The organism is Pseudoalteromonas sp. XI10 (assembly GCF_001469895.1).
Lineage (GTDB): Bacteria > Pseudomonadota > Gammaproteobacteria > Enterobacterales > Alteromonadaceae > Pseudoalteromonas.
In genome coordinates this window covers 300,685-315,075 of record NZ_LOPY01000047.1, presented here as the reverse complement: position 1 = coordinate 315,075, position 14,391 = coordinate 300,685, and the positions used below count along the sequence as shown (strand labels likewise).

Genomic DNA, 14,391 nt, shown 5'->3' with positions numbered 1-14,391 from the left:
TTAGCCCCTAGCCCCTAGCCCCTAGCCCCTAGCCCCTAGCCCCTAGCCCCTAGCACCTATAACCATTCCTACGCGATATCAAATCGCTGCTACAATCTCGCTAACTTGCAGCTACTGAATCAAACTTACTTGTTTTACATACGTATCGGTTTGCAAACCAAAGTGGCCGAGAGCGTAGGTGTAGGTGGCATTTTCATTCCATAATCGGCTGCTGTGAATGCCGTACACATAACAAGTGCCAGTTGAGCAGACGATTTGATCCGAGTAGCTCTTTATGGAATACACTTTGTCGCCTAATGCTTCTCCATAAATGCTATTTAATAATGGGCTGCCAACCGATAAGCCATAGTAACCACATGTGCTATTCCACACATTGTATGGGTAAACACCACAACTAAGCAGGCCGCGCGCGGCACCGGCAACACCAACAAAAGTATCGACATCTGATGCCATGCCTAGCTTATAAATTTGCTGGGCTGCGAGTGTGACACCCATTGAGTGGCCGATAATATCGATCTTACCTGTGCAAGATTGGTTGATTGCAGTAAGAATGGCGTTACGTACGGGCGTTTCTTCACTGCCGTTATGATCGTTGCAACTCGCGCAAGATTTAGAGCCCCAATCTGGAGTGAAAATTTCACTGTCGGCATACCCTTTTCGTTTTAATTCGTTAATTGTGTTATTCCAACTCGAAGGGGAGGCGGTATTACCATGTACCAGTACAACGTTATCTCTACATGCTGCAAAAGCAGTTGTGCTCATACCTGCGCATAGCGTAATCATCGTCAATAGGCGTTTCATTGTGTGCTCTCCTGTTTAGCATTTAATTTACAACGTATGAAATTTAAACAGGGCTGGATATAGTACTTTCGTGCAGCGATACTATTTCGCATTGTGCAATGTATACCGTTTTATTTTGCTAGCACTGTAGGCGTGAAATTTATGTCGCGCGATGAACAAAAGAGCTATCAGATTGAAAAGTTAGCGAGTTAGAAAGAGTAAAGGGGAAAGTTTACTCGCACCTCGCACCTCGTACCTCGCATCTGGCATCTCGCCTCCCTTTTTTCTTCTAAAATCTAATAATTTGTACTTAAAAAACGCACAAAAGTTAAATTAATGTAAATTTATTCTTGCTTTCGTACCTGTTTGGTCTATGTTTTTGGTCGGAGGTCACTCCTCCAACCTGATAGATAAAATGACAATCAACAGGAACACACATGAAAATAAAAACACTCTCACTAGTGCCAGCTTTAATGTTGGCAGCGGGTATCAGCCACAGTGCTTTTGCTGCGCAAGGAGTCGCATTTGTGCACGGTACAGGCCAGCAAAGCGATGCGTATAATGACTATTGGACAGGCAGCTTTGTCGACACAGTTCGCCAAGGTTTGCCAAATAGTAGTAATTACACGGTCATTAATTGTGACTTTGATCAATACATGTGGGCAGATGCGGCATCTGGCTGTTTAGCAGGGCAGCTCACTACATTTATCAATAATAAAAACATCACTGATTTAACTCTGATCACTCACTCTAATGGCGGTAATGTAGTGCGTTGGATTTTATCTAACCCAACATGGGATAGCCGTTATCCAAATATTATTAGCAAAGTCACGCGTACTATTGCTCTGGCTCCTTCAAGTGGTGGTACGCCGTTGGCTGATGCGGTTATAGCGGGTAATTCATTCGAGCAAAGCTTGGGTTGGCTTTTAGGTTACGGCAGCGATGCAGTAAAACAACAACAAGTATCTTGGATGGAATCGTATAACGCACAGTGGTTGTATGGCACACCGAATCGCCCAAGTTTACCGTCTCGATTCGAAACCGTGGTGGGCAGTGATGTTGAATCAGCGGTATGGGATAGCGACAGCTATTGTGGCGGTTATCAAAATCAAGTGGGTCTTGAAGTAACGCAAAACTGGTTAGATAGCTGCTCAGATGGCTTTTTAAATTGCAGTTCTCAGTCGTTAGCTGGGGTGGTGTGGTTTACCGATAAATCACGAACCCAAGGTGGTGAGCCTTTGAGTCATCAGCAAAGTCGACGTAACTGTTTTGGCTTGCCAAACATGCTTAAAAACCGAATTTAGGAGCCCGCTATGATTAATAAGTTAACCACAATTGCAGCTGCAATAGTGCTTGTAAGCACAGCCGCAAATGCTAATGAGCAAACGGTTTATCAATTTCCTCAAGTTCAACCAGCATCAAGCGCTCAACTACAAACACTTGAAAAAGACAGTGTTGAATATTGGCAGAAAGTTTCGGGTAAAGAGCTTAAGCGCGGTGTGCCTGTCTTTGTAAACCAAGCTGATAACTTTATTCGCATAGCACCAAAAGCACGCTTTGATAGTGGCGAAGTATTTAAGCCTCATGGCTTACAGCTAGATAAACTATCGGTGCGAGATGACAACTTTAGGCAAATGCCAATGCAAGCCATGGTTGCACGTGAGCAAATGGAAAATGCAGGCTTTAGCGATGGCAGTGTTGGCTTAAAGCTAGGTCAGGTAAATGGCAAAGCAATGTTAAGAACAAGCCAAGTGCTTAACGATAATGACACCTACTTGCTGCATGTGATTGAAAAAGGCTCGAGCAATGCTTTACATGCTAAATCGCAGTTTAAAGTGAAAGATCAGCAACAACGTGTTGCTATGCAGCTTAGTATGGGTAAAAAGCGCTTTAAAGATAGTGATGTGAAGTTAACGCTTTCAAGTCCTGATGGCGAAAAGTTAGATGTACGTTACGAAAATGATGAAGCCGTATTCAATTACCCGCTTGAAACCTTAGGCGCCGCAAATGGTTACTATGAGCTTGAGGCCAGTGTAGACACTAAAGTGAATGGCCAAACGGTAAAACGCTCTATAAAAATGCCGTTTGTACATAGCTCACAAACCATCAGTATGGATAAAGCCAAAGTCACTGCGCTTGGCAATAACAAATACCAAGCTAAGGTACCAGTGCAAGTGACCGACTCAGGCCGCTATGCTATTCGTGCTACGTTAACTGGCAAAGGTGATAAAGGTGAGCGCATCAAACTTGCAACGGTTGAAGTAGCAAAACAGATTGATAGTTACGGCAGTTTCACCATGCCTTTTGCAGTCACTCAAGTAGCCAAAGCCCCGTTCGAACTGGTGGATATTGAGCTTACCGACCAAACGCGAATGTTAAAGTTTGCGGGGGAGTAAAGGGTAGCTTTTATCGTATGTTGGGTGGAGCGAAGCGAAGCCCAACAAGTTAGCGAGCTGCAAGGGGAAAGGAGCTATCAGCTTTCAGCCGTCAGCTATCAGACGAAAAAGTTGGCGAGATACGAGGTGTTAGAAGATATTAGATATCAGTCGTTAGAAGTTAGATTAAAACAAAAGAGCTGTAAGCTTTAAGCTATAAGTTTTGAGTTGATTGTTCCTGCACATCACTATGGCTTAACACGTTACTGTAGGCGTGAAATTTATTTCGCGCGTAATAAATTTTGTTTTTCTCTGTGTAGCGCGAAGCGCCTCGGTGCAGTTAGTTTAGTAATTGAATGTAAAGGAAATATATCACTAAGTAGGAATATTGGCTTAGTGGGAAAGTAATGGCAAAATTGTGTTTTAAAAATGGAAACTTAAATGATGGATTATAATCAGCCACTTTCGAAGCACTCCCTAGATTTAAACCTGAGCGACCGAGTTTGGTTTAGATATTCAACTTTCTATAAAAAGACAGTTTTACAAGCAGACTCTAATACAAAACTAAAGTCGCTACCGGGCCTAGCTGTGCTGTCGGGCGGAGCTGAGTTTTTATTTTTCTTTATGACTATCGCTATTGCTGTAATGAGCCTAGTGCTTCAAGAAACGATGCAGCCGATACCTGCTTTTGTAACTTGTGTGAGTTGTTATCTTTGTGTATTTGTTATCAAGCGAATTGTGATTTATAACAAATTTGGATTTGGTCGTAAGTGGGTTATGAGTATATCTAAAGACTCACTCGAAATAGATAGGCGAGCAATAGAGGGCAAAGCTTCAAAAGTTTTGCAAATCGCTAAGGAAGATATCAAAGAGATCATTTTTAATTATACTTTTCACGGTAGAAGTGGCCATATTGTGAATGATAAAACGGCCAATTTACACGCTTGTGAAATTCATCAAAAAAATGGCGATGTTGTTACGCTAGATAGTATGCGAGTAGGTCTTTTTGATGTGCTGTATCTTTTTAAATTCCACGAATACCCGCTACTATTCAGAAGTACAACTTCGGGCGGTGCAGGTAATATAGTTATTTTTATTATGCGGTTAATTTCTCTTTCTGCGATCATTTCGGCTCTTGTAATGTTGGCATTTAATTTAAAGTCATAAAGGTGAGTTATTTTTATGGCTAATAGCTGGTAGGTAGGTTAGAGCGGAGTGAAACTCAACAAGTTAGCGAGTTGCTAGGGGAAAGAGTAAAGGGGAAAGGTACGAGTTTCGAGAGGCGAGGCGTTTTAACGCCGATATTCCAACCCAAAACCAACACTATGATGTTAGCACCTAGCACTGTAGGCGTGAAATTTATTTCGCGCGATGTTTCTTAAATCAACGGGTGAGTTGTAGGTCGAGCTTTAGCCCGTAATGTTAGCGAGTTACAAGGGGAAAGGTACGAGTTCCGAGGGGCGAGATACGAGACGTAGGAGGCGTTTTAACGCCGAAAAAAGTCGATTTGGTAGGGAGCTCCCTTTACCAATTCGAAACCAACACTATGCTGTTAGCACCTAGCACTGTAGGCGTGAAATTTATTTCGCGCGATGATCTATTTAAAATGTGTCATGTAAGCAGCCGACTACATATTTCATTTACTACGCGATATAAAATCGCTGCTACAATCTTGCTAACTCGCAACTCGCAACTCGCAACTCGCAACTCGCAACTCGCAACTCGCAACTCGCAACTCGCAACTCGCAACTCGCAACCAGTGCCCCTAGACCCTTTCACCTGTATTCTTTTACAATGCATAAAATGACTTAATTTAGAGAATGCGTTGAACTACTTGGCTCACCTTTATTTAGCACAACCGACGGCTGATTCACATTTTGGTAATTTGCTGGGGGATTTTGGTGGGCGTCGGTATTCTGCGCAGTTATCTGATGCGGTTAAAAATGGCCTTGAAAATCATTATTTAGTTGATAGGTTTACCGACTCACATCCCCTTGTAAAAGAGGCTAAGCAGTACTTTTCGCCAGCACGTAAACGCTTTGCAAGTGTCGCGATTGATGTGGCGTTTGATCACTTTCTTATTCAGCATTGGCATCGGCTTAATGACCAACCATTGGCTGATTTCAAACAGCACAGCTATGGTCTTTTAAATGCTCGCCGAGCCATGATGCCTTCGCGTATGCAGCAGGTTGTGACCAGTATGACCAACAATGATTGGTTTAAAGAATATGAAACACTCGATGGGGTCGGCCTTGCCCTTGATAACATCGCCAAGCGTATTCGCTTTGCTAATAATTTTGCAGGAGCCGCTGACGATATAGCCCGTCACTACCAACAATTAGACGCGGTGTTTATAGCTTTTTTCCCCGAGCTGGTTGAGCATGTGAAGCAAATGGGAGTGGAAAAGTAAAAGCTTTAAGCTGGTAGGTTGGGTAGAACGGAGTGAAACCCAACAAGTTAGCGAGTTAGAAAAGTAAAGATACGAGTTTCGAGGGACGAGATGCTAGGTTTAGGAGGCGTTTTAACGCCGAACAAAAATGGAGCTATTAGATATCAGTCGTTAGAAGTCAGATTAAAAACTCAACGAGTTAGCGAGTTACTTGACACAAGTGGTAGGCACTCTAGTGTTTTTAACTTGCTAACTTGCTAACTTGCTAACTTGCTAACTTGCTAACTTGCTAACTTGCTAACTTGCTAACTTGCTAACTTGCTAACTCGCAACTCCTGCCCCATTTAATCGTCTGGGCCTTTTAGGGTAAACACTAAATGCCTGCGCATGTCTTTTAAAATCACGCCTTTTTTCAGCATTGCGCCACTAAGGCGCTTTTGCCATTTTAATAGCTCTGGGGTCGCTGCATCGAGTGATTGTTGGTTTTCAAATTGAAAACACAAAAGCAATGAGCCTGGGAATAAGTGGTATTCCACATCAAACCAGCATTGCAACATGCCTTCAAGTTCTGCGCGACCTTGCTCTTCAAGGGCGTCGGCAACATTTAATACAAGGGCTTGCTGTTTTAATTGTACTTTAGAAAGCTTTTTCATTTAAAAACCAAAATCGAGTCGAAAAACTAATTATACCTAAGCTTTATGTTTGGCGGAATGCATTACGCCAGTCTCGCGGTGATAAACCAAACTGAGAGCGAAAATGATGGCGTAAAGTAACAGATGAGCCAAAGCCGCATTGCTCGGCTAAATGTTCTAATGGTAAATCAGTTGACTCAAGAAGTCGCTGCGCGTGGTTTAAACGTTGATTTAATAGCCATTGCCCAACGCTCTGCCCTGTAAGCGATTGAAAGTGGCGGGTAAAGGTGCGCCGGCTCATGTGCATTTGTTCTGCGAGTGTATCAATCGTGTGGTTGCTGGCTAAGTTTTTTTGCATCTGTTCAAGTAAGCTTGCTAAACGCTCATCAGCAACACTTTCGGGGACGGGTAGGGCAATAAATTGTGTCTGCCCACCAGTGCGATACGGAGCCGTTACCATCATTCTGGCAATTGCATTAGTTTGCTCGCTTCCTAAAAATTTGCGAACTAAATATAAGCAGCAATCAATGGCTGCCGCTGTTCCTGCCGATGTATATAGCCGATTATGTTCAAGGTAAAGCACTTGATTGTTAAGCTTCACTTTTGCAAAGCGCGCTTTGAAGTCATCGCTGTATGCCCAGTGGGTGGTTGCTTCAATATTATCTAAAAGCCCAATGTGCGCTAACGCATAAGCTCCTAAGCAGAGCCCTACAATTATAGCGCCACGACTATGCGCGTTTAGCAAACTGGTTGCTAATTCTTTAGAGGGGGCTGTTTCAGGTGATGGCCAAGACGGAATAATTATAATATCTGCCTGATCAAACTTTGTTATTGAGTGATGCGCTTGAATATCAAACCCCGCGCTTGAGGGCATTACAGCTTTACTTTCGCTGCACACTGCTAAGTTAAATTCTTTGATACCAGCTGAGCGAGCGCCTTCACCAAACACCATGCATGGTACTGCAAGGTGAAATGGACTGATATTTGGAAATGCGAATACTGCAACATTCATGGTAAAGCCTTATCAAACACTTTGGCCCAATATTATCGATAAATGGTGTTTGGGTCACTGTTTGATACGTTAAAAATTCAGCAAACTAGGGTTCAATAAAATGAAAAAGGGCTCATACAATGACAAACACAGCATTACTAATTATCGACTTACAGAATGATTATTTTGAAGATGGCGCATTTCCTTTATGGAAGGCTAAACAAGTAAAAGATCATCTAGTAGATGTGATCAAACAAGCCACAGAGCGCGGGGTTTTACCTATTCATATTCAGCATGTTGCTGATCCTTCTCAGGGTTTAGCGCCATTTTTTAATGAAGGTACAGAAGGTGTTGATATTCATCCTGATATTTTAAAAGCAGCACCAGAAGCCCCTGTGGTTGTAAAACACTATGCAGACAGCTTTCATCAAACTAATTTAGAAGATGTCTTAAAGCAGCATGGTATTAAAAAACTTTTGATCGCAGGCATGATGACGCAAAACTGTGTGACTCATACAGCTATCTCAGAGCAAGCTAAAGAGTACGATGTGGCAGTTTTAACGGATGTGAGTACAACAGTATCTGAAATGCTACATTTAATCGCACTAAACGCGCTTGTCCCACGAGTAAAACTGCTAGACGCAAAGCAAGCCTTGCTTAGTTTGCAAAGTAATTAATATTTGCAAAGGCCGAAATAACATCTTTGGCAAATGCAATTCGGGGGTGTTTTAATGCCCCTTTGTTCCAAACTAAGTAAATTATGTTTTCTGGGCCTTCGGGCCCTAGTTGCACAAGCTCCCCGGCTTTTATTTGATCGCGACAAAGGTAATCGGGTAATACAGAATAGCCAATGCCTGAGCGAATAATATTGCTAATAGCACGTATATCTGGGCAAATAGCAATGACGTTTGAGTGGCATTTTGCGTTGAATACAGCTTCAAAGTATTGTCTTATCAAAGGCAGCTCTTCATCATAAGCAACGACATTGTAGCTTGAGAGTAAATCTGCGGTAATAGTGCTGTCTTTGATTTCTCTTCCATGTAGACGGTTCATCACCAAAATGAGCTTTTCTTTGTCGAGCACTAGGCTATCAAATAGTGCTGGATCAGGCGCTGATGCGGCAATAGCAATATCTGCAGTACCTGATTGCAAGGCGTCAAAAATACTTACCTTATTACCAATATGCAGAACAAGGTTCACGTTGCCAGATTGCAGTAAGTTGGCAATTTGTGGCCCCGATACACTACTAATATATTCGGCAGGTCCTGCAATATTAACAGTGCCATGTGCGGCATCAGAACGTGCCCGTATCGACATGATCTTTTGCTCTAATATATCGATATGACCAGAAACCTGTAGCGCTAAATCATGTGCTGCTGCAGTGGGGGTAACGCCACGGGCTTTGCGCTCAAATAAAGATTTACCAACTACAGTTTCCATTGCTTGAATGTGTGAGGTCACTGAAGGCTGAGATAAGCCTAAATTAGCCGCAGCCTTCGTAATATTTTTACAACGATAAACTTCAACAAAGGTTTTTAATTGCGTGAGATAAGACATGTAACTGTACGAGCCATAAATATTCTGATTGCTCCTCTTAATTTATCCGAATTCTACTCGCCCCGCAAACCAACTATGATGGCTTCACTTTCTAAGAGGGCGAGTTATGAAAAAGATATTCCAGCGACTAACGCTTGTTGCTGCATCAACTATGTCGATGTTTGCAGTGGCGGGTGAAGGCGAAGTGTTGGTTATTTTATCAAGTGAAACAACTATGGATTTAGCTGACGGCCAGAGCATCGAAACAGGCTACTACCTAAATGAGTTTGGTGTGCCTGCGAAAGCATTAGTCGATGCGGGTTATGAGCTTGTGCTTGCAACACCCAAAGGTAATGCGCCTCAAGTAGATAAAAAATCAGTGAGTACCGACTACTTTGATGGTAATGAAGCTAAAATGCAGAGCATTCAGCGTTTTGTAGCATCGCTACCAGATATCAAAGATACCGCAAGTTTAAGCGAAATTTTAGCGGGTGACTTAAGCCAATATGAGGCTGTGTTTATCCCAGGCGGCCATGCGCCTTTAATTGATTTAGCAAACAACCCAGAAGTGGGTGAGATTTTGCGTCATTTTAATAAGCAAGGTAAACCAACAGCGGCAATTTGCCATGGCCCAATTACGTTGTTGTCGGCACAAGTTCAGCCAAATTCTTATTATCAAGCGATAAAAGATGGCGAAAAGGCATCGGCCAATAACTGGATTTATGACGGCTATAAAATGACTATTTTTTCAGACCCTGAAGAGCGTGTTTTTGAAAGCAGTTTAGAAGGTAAAAAGCTTAAGTTTTATCCAGCTATGGCAATGGAAAAGGCCGGTGGAAATATGGCATTCGCTAGTGAGTGGCAGCCAAACGTGGTTGTTGACCGCGAACTCATTACGGGGCAAAACCCGTTTTCAGATAAATTATTAGCAGAAAAGCTTTTAGAAATGTTAGCTAAGTAAATTAGCTAATTAGCAATTTAAACCTAATTTAAGGGGCATTTAAATGTTGAACTTTATTTATAAAAATCAAACCGAAATTTTGTTTGGTAAAGGTCAAATGAGTGAGATCACGTCACGTTTACCAGAAAACGCTAAAGTACTATTACTTTTTGGTGGTGGCTCAATAAAGAAAAATGGCGTTTACGACCAAGCAATGAGTGCATTAGCCGATGTTGACGTTATTGAGTTTGGTGGTGTTGAACCTAACCCAACATACGAAACACTCATGCAAGCTGTGACAACTGCTAAAGAGCAGAATGTTAACTTTATTCTAGCTGTTGGCGGTGGCAGTGTTATTGATGGCGCTAAGTTTGTTGCAGCTGCTTATAACTTTGCAGGTGAGCCGTGGGATATCCTTGTTAAAGGTGCTGAGTTTAGTAACCCGCTTCCTATTGGTGCAGTTTTAACTTTACCTGCAACTGGCTCTGAGAGTAACGGTAACTCAGTGGTTACTAAAAAAGAGACGTCGCAAAAACGTGCTTTTTCATCACCGAGTGTGCAACCTGTTTTTGCAGTACTTGATCCTGAATATACTTTTTCGTTACCAGAACGCCAAGTAAGTAATGGTGTTGTCGATGCGTTTGTACACGTTATTGAGCAGTACTTAACTTACCCAGTAAATGCGCCATTACAAGACCGCTTTGCAGAAGGTATTTTACAAACCTTGATCAGCGAAGGACCTAAAGCATTAAGTGAGCCGCAAAACTATGATGTAAGAGCCAATGTTATGTGGTCGGCTACAATGGCACTGAATGGTTTGATTGGTCAGGGTGTACCGCAAGATTGGTCTACACATATGATTGGTCATGAATTAACAGCACTTTATAATCTTGATCACGCACAAACACTAGCGATTGTTTTGCCTGCGCTAATGCATGTTCAAAAAGAGCAGAAGTCTATTAAAATTCAGCAACTTGGTGAGCGAGTGTTTGGTTTTAATTATAGCGATGAAGCTGAACAAATCGATAAAACGATTAAAGCAGTGCAAGACTTCTTCGAAGCAATGGCTGTGAAAACACGCCTTGCTGATTATGACCTTGATGAACAAGCAATAGACGCGGTTGTTAAAAACTTAGAAAAGAATGAGATAACTACGCTAGGTGAACACGGTGATATTGACTTAGCAAAGGTTAAGCAAATATTAGCGCTTGCACTTTAGGGCTTAAATTTAAAGGCGTAACATAAGCTGTTACGCCTTTTTTTAGTGCTCAAAAATTGATTTTCTCGAACTAGCTAAAGAAACTCAAAAGGGCAGTTTACTTGAACTATTTTATGCCGCGATGAAAGAGCAATATCAGCTACGTTACCCTGAAAAATAAACTAACGTAGGTGAGTGTTCACTATTTCATTGAGCGCCATGCAAAGGTCGAAGCAGCAACCACAATCGCAATAGAAATACCAAGGTAGAGGGTTTCTATTGTGCCGCCAAACTCAACGGCGTGTTCTAAAAACAGAATCACTAAAATGACGGATGTTACCTGTACTAAGGTAATTTTTAAGTCATGAAAATCTTCGATATGAAAGGCGGCCAAAAACTGGCTACTCTTTGTGGTTGCAGGCGAAATGAATAGCCGGTACAGGCTGATGGTAATAACTTGAAGAGTAATGCCAATGAGTAATAGGTCGAGAATTTTTAAAAGCTCGACTATCATCTCTTTCCCTCCCTTAGCAGAGTCAGGCAATGATATAAGAGTCGTTTTAACAACATTAAAAACGATGTTCACACAGGTTATGTAAACAAGTAACGATGAAATTGCTGTAGTGATAATCGCGATGATGACTAAAAACCGACTATTTTGAAAAAGGCGCTCCATATCAACTCACACAAATTAATTTCTTTGTTATACGAAGCTTAGCTGGTTTTTGATTAAATACAGCACGGCCATTAGCTAAGGGGATTTAACTTATTAGTTCTTTGAGTATTTACGTGCGAGCTCTGGTTGTGTATAAGTTTAAGGAACAAAAAGGTTGCTTCTATTAAGCATTAATACAAAAGGGATTTTTATGGGCTCGATGACTAAGCACTCACTGGAACTGGATTTAAATGATAAAAAATGGTTTCGATATGCAGCCTTTAAAGGAAAATCGTCACTAACTGAAGAGTCAATAACAGAGCTAGAATCTCTCCCAGGCTTAGCGACGTTATCTGGGTGGGCCGAAGTGTTTTTTGCGCTTATGGTATGCGCAATTTCGCTATCTAGTTTTTATTTAGTAGATGCTTTTAACCCATGGCTGGCTTTTTTAGTTTGTCTTACAAGTTTTTTGGTCGTGTTTATTACCAAGCGCATCATGACTTACAAGAAGTATGGCTTTGGTTCTAAATGGGCAATGAGCATAAGCAAGGATGAGCTCAAAATTGATAAATTGACTTTTAAAGAGCACCAAAATCACACTTTTACCATTGCTGAAAACGAAATCGCAGAGGTTTTGTTTCACTACACGATGGATCTAAAACGCAAACGAAAGTTTGGCGAACCACGAATTAGATTACCCACTTTGCATGTTTGTGAAATTCACTTAAAAAATGGTGATACCTATGAAATTGACGGGATGCGGGTAGGGCTTTTTAACGTGTTATATTTAATGGTTTTTCATGGCTACCCATTAAGCTTTAAAGGCACTTTTGCTGGTGGCGCAAGGAATACCTTAATTTTGTTACTAAGGATGTTTGCCCTATCGGCAATTGCAAGTGCGCTCAGTATGCTTTTTATTAATTTAAAGCCATGAGCAGTTGTAGCGTGTTCTTGAATGAAGTAGCGCCTATTAGAATTAATAGACGCAGTTGGTACGCTCGTATTAAGCAATAAAGTCGAGGGTTACAAGTAGCCGTTTTTCGCCAGCAGCGAGTGCTGGTGAGCGGTGCACAAGGCCTTTGCCTTCGTTATCTTGCCAAGTTTCGCCTTTTAATAGGGCTACATCACCCACATTAAGAGAGTGAATTTTAGTATTTGCTGTCATTAATCCTGATTCTTCATCACTTAATCCTTGGTGACCTGCGCCAAGTTTAGTGCGATCAAGTCCTGCATTTTGCAACCACTGTGAGCCACTACCACAATATGTACTGACTAATCGACAAGGGACTTTATCAACATGAAAACGTGGGCACATAGCACGTTCAAGTACTCTTAGGCGTAATCCGGTGCGCTTTAACTCAAATAAATAACAAAACATATCAACAAGCTGAGCGAGGTCGGCTTTAAGCTCTTCTGCTTGAGGTAGTTTTTCAAAGGCCTTATTTATGTCAGCCACAATGGTATTTTGATTGATCACAGCGTTAATACTGAGATCAGGGTTGGCTGTAATACTCTCAGCTACTTCTGATTGCAGCTGTTCAGTTAAGTTACGCTGCCAAATTGCAATGTTATGCTCAGGTTTATATATTTGTGAAAACACCACAGGGCTTAGCGCTGTTGCTGCCGCTGATGGTAGGTTATCAGTGTCATATTCTAATGCGTAGGCTGTCATTATGCTTCCTCCCAAACAGGAAATGGATCGGGCAGGGTTTGCCAAAGCGCTTTGCCTGCTAATAGTTCATCGTCGCTAAGTAAGCAGTTATCGAGAGCTTGAGTGATCGCTGCTTGATTGAGGTTTTGACCAATAAAAACCAGCTCTTGGCGCATATCACCAAAGGGCTCTTGCCATACTTGGTTAATTGAATCTAAGTAGTCGCTATCTGTTGGCCACTGATCTTTCGGTAAGGCTTTCCAAAATATCCCGCCAAAACCATAGCGGGCTATGCCGCCAGCTTGATTCCATTGGCAAGCAAATTGTGGTCGAGAGGCTAACCAAAAGTATCCTTTAGAGCGAAGTAGCTTGCCTTCGCGTTGATTGTTATGAATAAAGTTATAAAATTTTTCAGGGTGAAAAGGGCGGCGGGCCTCGTAAGTAAAGCTGCTAATACCGTATTCTTCGGTTTCTGGGGTATGCTCGCCGCGCAGCTCTTTTAGCCAGCCAGGTGCTTGCTGAGCTTTTTCAAAGTTAAACAGGCCCGTGCCGAGAATTGCATTGATATCAACTTGGCCATTTTCAATGGCAATAAGCTCTGCAGAAGTATTTAATGAGTTTAAAATGGCTTTTAAACTCTCAAGTTCATCGGCGCTAATTAAGTCTGTTTTACTAATTAAAATAACATCAGTAAATTCAACTTGATCAATAAGTAAGTCGGCCACGCTTCGCTCATCTTCTTCGCCTAAATGCTCGTTGGTTTCTTGTAAAAACTTGGCTTCGTTAAAGTCGTTTAAAAAGTTAACGGCATCAACGACCGTGACCATGGTATCAAGCCTTGCAACATCAGAAAGTGACACGCCATCCTCATCGGCAAAGGTAAATGTTTCGGCAACAGGAAGGGGCTCAGAAATACCGGTTGACTCAATAACCAAATAATCAAATTGGCCCGTTTGCGCTAAAGCGCGTACTTCAATGAGTAAGTCTTCACGCAGTGTGCAGCAGATACAACCATTGCTCATTTCTACTAGTTTTTCTTCGCCGCGGCTAAGCGAAACATCGTTTTTAACTGTTGCAGCATCGATGTTTATTTCGCTCATATCATTGACGATTACAGCCACTTTTTTGTCTTCACGGTTATTTAAAATATGGCTGAGCACAGTGGTTTTACCTGCACCTAAAAAGCCAGAGAGCACGGTGACGGGAAGTTTGCTCATAGTAGTGACCCTTAATTAGATTAAACA

Annotated in this window: 15 protein-coding genes; 8 read left to right on the top strand and 7 right to left on the bottom strand. The window is 41.9% G+C overall.

Annotated elements, in window-relative coordinates; genetic code table 11:
* Positions 1-111 precede the first annotated feature (111 nt).
* Entirely contained in the window at positions 112-801 is a 690-nt protein-coding gene (locus tag AUR67_RS13135; RefSeq protein WP_058585614.1) for an alpha/beta fold hydrolase, read from the bottom strand.
* A 416-nt stretch (positions 802-1,217) separates the two neighbouring features.
* Between AUR67_RS13135 and AUR67_RS13130 the strand changes: the two genes are divergently transcribed.
* The 4 genes from AUR67_RS13130 to AUR67_RS13115 all read left to right on the top strand — a co-directional run bounded on the left by AUR67_RS13130 (position 1,218) and on the right by AUR67_RS13115 (position 5,565).
* On the top strand, positions 1,218-2,084 hold the full coding sequence (locus AUR67_RS13130; RefSeq protein ID WP_054560749.1) for a hypothetical protein: 867 nt from the start codon (positions 1,218-1,220) through the stop codon (positions 2,082-2,084).
* A gap of 9 nt (positions 2,085-2,093) precedes the next feature.
* Positions 2,094-3,176, top strand: a complete 1,083-nt coding sequence (locus AUR67_RS13125) for a DUF4785 domain-containing protein (RefSeq protein WP_058585613.1) — start codon at positions 2,094-2,096, stop codon at positions 3,174-3,176.
* Positions 3,177-3,596: 420 nt separating this feature from the next.
* The gene (locus tag AUR67_RS13120) at positions 3,597-4,322 is read left to right on the top strand and encodes a hypothetical protein (RefSeq protein WP_058585612.1); all 726 of its coding nucleotides are present in this window, start codon (positions 3,597-3,599) and stop codon (positions 4,320-4,322) included.
* Between the two features lie 658 nt (positions 4,323-4,980).
* Positions 4,981-5,565 (top strand): ACP phosphodiesterase, encoded by a 585-nt coding sequence (locus AUR67_RS13115; RefSeq protein ID WP_058585611.1) that lies wholly within the window; start codon positions 4,981-4,983, stop codon positions 5,563-5,565.
* Positions 5,566-5,888: 323 nt separating this feature from the next.
* On the opposite strand, the gene AUR67_RS13110 is transcribed toward AUR67_RS13115, so the two are convergent.
* Both AUR67_RS13110 and AUR67_RS13105 read right to left on the bottom strand, forming a co-directional pair.
* The gene (locus AUR67_RS13110) at positions 5,889-6,197 is read right to left on the bottom strand and encodes a hypothetical protein (protein ID WP_058585610.1); all 309 of its coding nucleotides are present in this window, start codon (positions 6,195-6,197) and stop codon (positions 5,889-5,891) included.
* Positions 6,198-6,240: 43 nt separating this feature from the next.
* Positions 6,241-7,188 carry a GlxA family transcriptional regulator gene (locus AUR67_RS13105; protein ID WP_058585609.1) on the bottom strand — a complete coding sequence of 316 codons (948 nt, stop codon included), beginning with the start codon at positions 7,186-7,188 and terminating at the stop codon, positions 6,241-6,243.
* A 119-nt stretch (positions 7,189-7,307) separates the two neighbouring features.
* On the opposite strand from AUR67_RS13105, the gene AUR67_RS13100 reads away from it, so the two are divergent.
* Positions 7,308-7,844 (top strand): cysteine hydrolase family protein, encoded by a 537-nt coding sequence (locus AUR67_RS13100; RefSeq protein ID WP_058585608.1) that lies wholly within the window; start codon positions 7,308-7,310, stop codon positions 7,842-7,844.
* Here AUR67_RS13100 and AUR67_RS13095 read toward each other — a convergent pair.
* Positions 7,825-8,724, bottom strand: a complete 900-nt coding sequence (locus AUR67_RS13095; RefSeq protein WP_058585607.1) for a LysR family transcriptional regulator — start codon at positions 8,722-8,724, stop codon at positions 7,825-7,827. The genes AUR67_RS13100 and AUR67_RS13095 overlap by 20 nt on opposite strands.
* 106 nt (positions 8,725-8,830) lie before the next feature.
* On the opposite strand from AUR67_RS13095, the gene AUR67_RS13090 reads away from it, so the two are divergent.
* Positions 8,831-9,664 carry a type 1 glutamine amidotransferase domain-containing protein gene (locus tag AUR67_RS13090; protein ID WP_058585606.1) on the top strand — a complete coding sequence of 278 codons (834 nt, stop codon included), beginning with the start codon at positions 8,831-8,833 and terminating at the stop codon, positions 9,662-9,664.
* A 43-nt stretch (positions 9,665-9,707) separates the two neighbouring features.
* Positions 9,708-10,862, top strand: coding sequence for an iron-containing alcohol dehydrogenase (locus tag AUR67_RS13085; protein ID WP_058585605.1), 1,155 nt, complete (start codon positions 9,708-9,710; stop codon positions 10,860-10,862).
* 181 nt (positions 10,863-11,043) lie between these two features.
* On the opposite strand, the gene AUR67_RS13080 is transcribed toward AUR67_RS13085, so the two are convergent.
* Positions 11,044-11,517, bottom strand: a complete 474-nt coding sequence (locus AUR67_RS13080) for a YqhA family protein (RefSeq protein WP_054560737.1) — start codon at positions 11,515-11,517, stop codon at positions 11,044-11,046.
* A 190-nt stretch (positions 11,518-11,707) separates the two neighbouring features.
* Here AUR67_RS13080 and AUR67_RS13075 point away from each other — a divergent pair, with 190 nt between their 5' ends.
* The gene (locus AUR67_RS13075; RefSeq protein ID WP_058585604.1) at positions 11,708-12,430 is read left to right on the top strand and encodes a hypothetical protein; all 723 of its coding nucleotides are present in this window, start codon (positions 11,708-11,710) and stop codon (positions 12,428-12,430) included.
* A gap of 69 nt (positions 12,431-12,499) precedes the next feature.
* Here AUR67_RS13075 and AUR67_RS13070 read toward each other — a convergent pair whose 3' ends face one another.
* Positions 12,500-13,168, bottom strand: a complete 669-nt coding sequence (locus tag AUR67_RS13070) for a DUF1826 domain-containing protein (protein ID WP_058585603.1) — start codon at positions 13,166-13,168, stop codon at positions 12,500-12,502.
* Positions 13,168-14,364: a zinc metallochaperone GTPase ZigA gene (gene zigA, locus AUR67_RS13065; RefSeq protein ID WP_058585602.1), complete on the bottom strand. Its 1,197-nt coding sequence runs from the start codon at positions 14,362-14,364 to the stop codon at positions 13,168-13,170. The genes AUR67_RS13070 and zigA overlap by 1 nt, the downstream gene beginning before the upstream one ends.
* Positions 14,365-14,391: the final 27 nt, after the last annotated feature.

What these genes read in the sequence shown, in the direction of transcription:
- AUR67_RS13100 (WP_058585608.1), top strand. Translation starts at nt 7,308, where the DNA reads ATGACAAACACAGCATTACTAATTATCGACTTACAGAATGATTATTTT.
- AUR67_RS13070 (WP_058585603.1), bottom strand. Translation starts at nt 13,168, where the DNA reads ATGACAGCCTACGCATTAGAATATGACACTGATAACCTACCATCAGCG.
- AUR67_RS13090 (WP_058585606.1), top strand. Translation starts at nt 8,831, where the DNA reads ATGAAAAAGATATTCCAGCGACTAACGCTTGTTGCTGCATCAACTATG.
- AUR67_RS13130 (WP_054560749.1), top strand. Translation starts at nt 1,218, where the DNA reads ATGAAAATAAAAACACTCTCACTAGTGCCAGCTTTAATGTTGGCAGCG.
- AUR67_RS13120 (WP_058585612.1), top strand. Translation starts at nt 3,597, where the DNA reads ATGATGGATTATAATCAGCCACTTTCGAAGCACTCCCTAGATTTAAAC.
- AUR67_RS13110 (WP_058585610.1), bottom strand. Translation starts at nt 6,197, where the DNA reads ATGAAAAAGCTTTCTAAAGTACAATTAAAACAGCAAGCCCTTGTATTA.
- AUR67_RS13095 (WP_058585607.1), bottom strand. Translation starts at nt 8,724, where the DNA reads ATGTCTTATCTCACGCAATTAAAAACCTTTGTTGAAGTTTATCGTTGT.
- AUR67_RS13075 (WP_058585604.1), top strand. Translation starts at nt 11,708, where the DNA reads ATGGGCTCGATGACTAAGCACTCACTGGAACTGGATTTAAATGATAAA.
- AUR67_RS13080 (WP_054560737.1), bottom strand. Translation starts at nt 11,517, where the DNA reads ATGGAGCGCCTTTTTCAAAATAGTCGGTTTTTAGTCATCATCGCGATT.
- AUR67_RS13135 (WP_058585614.1), bottom strand. Translation starts at nt 801, where the DNA reads ATGAAACGCCTATTGACGATGATTACGCTATGCGCAGGTATGAGCACA.
- AUR67_RS13105 (WP_058585609.1), bottom strand. Translation starts at nt 7,188, where the DNA reads ATGAATGTTGCAGTATTCGCATTTCCAAATATCAGTCCATTTCACCTT.
- zigA (WP_058585602.1), bottom strand. Translation starts at nt 14,364, where the DNA reads ATGAGCAAACTTCCCGTCACCGTGCTCTCTGGCTTTTTAGGTGCAGGT.
- AUR67_RS13125 (WP_058585613.1), top strand. Translation starts at nt 2,094, where the DNA reads ATGATTAATAAGTTAACCACAATTGCAGCTGCAATAGTGCTTGTAAGC.
- AUR67_RS13085 (WP_058585605.1), top strand. Translation starts at nt 9,708, where the DNA reads ATGTTGAACTTTATTTATAAAAATCAAACCGAAATTTTGTTTGGTAAA.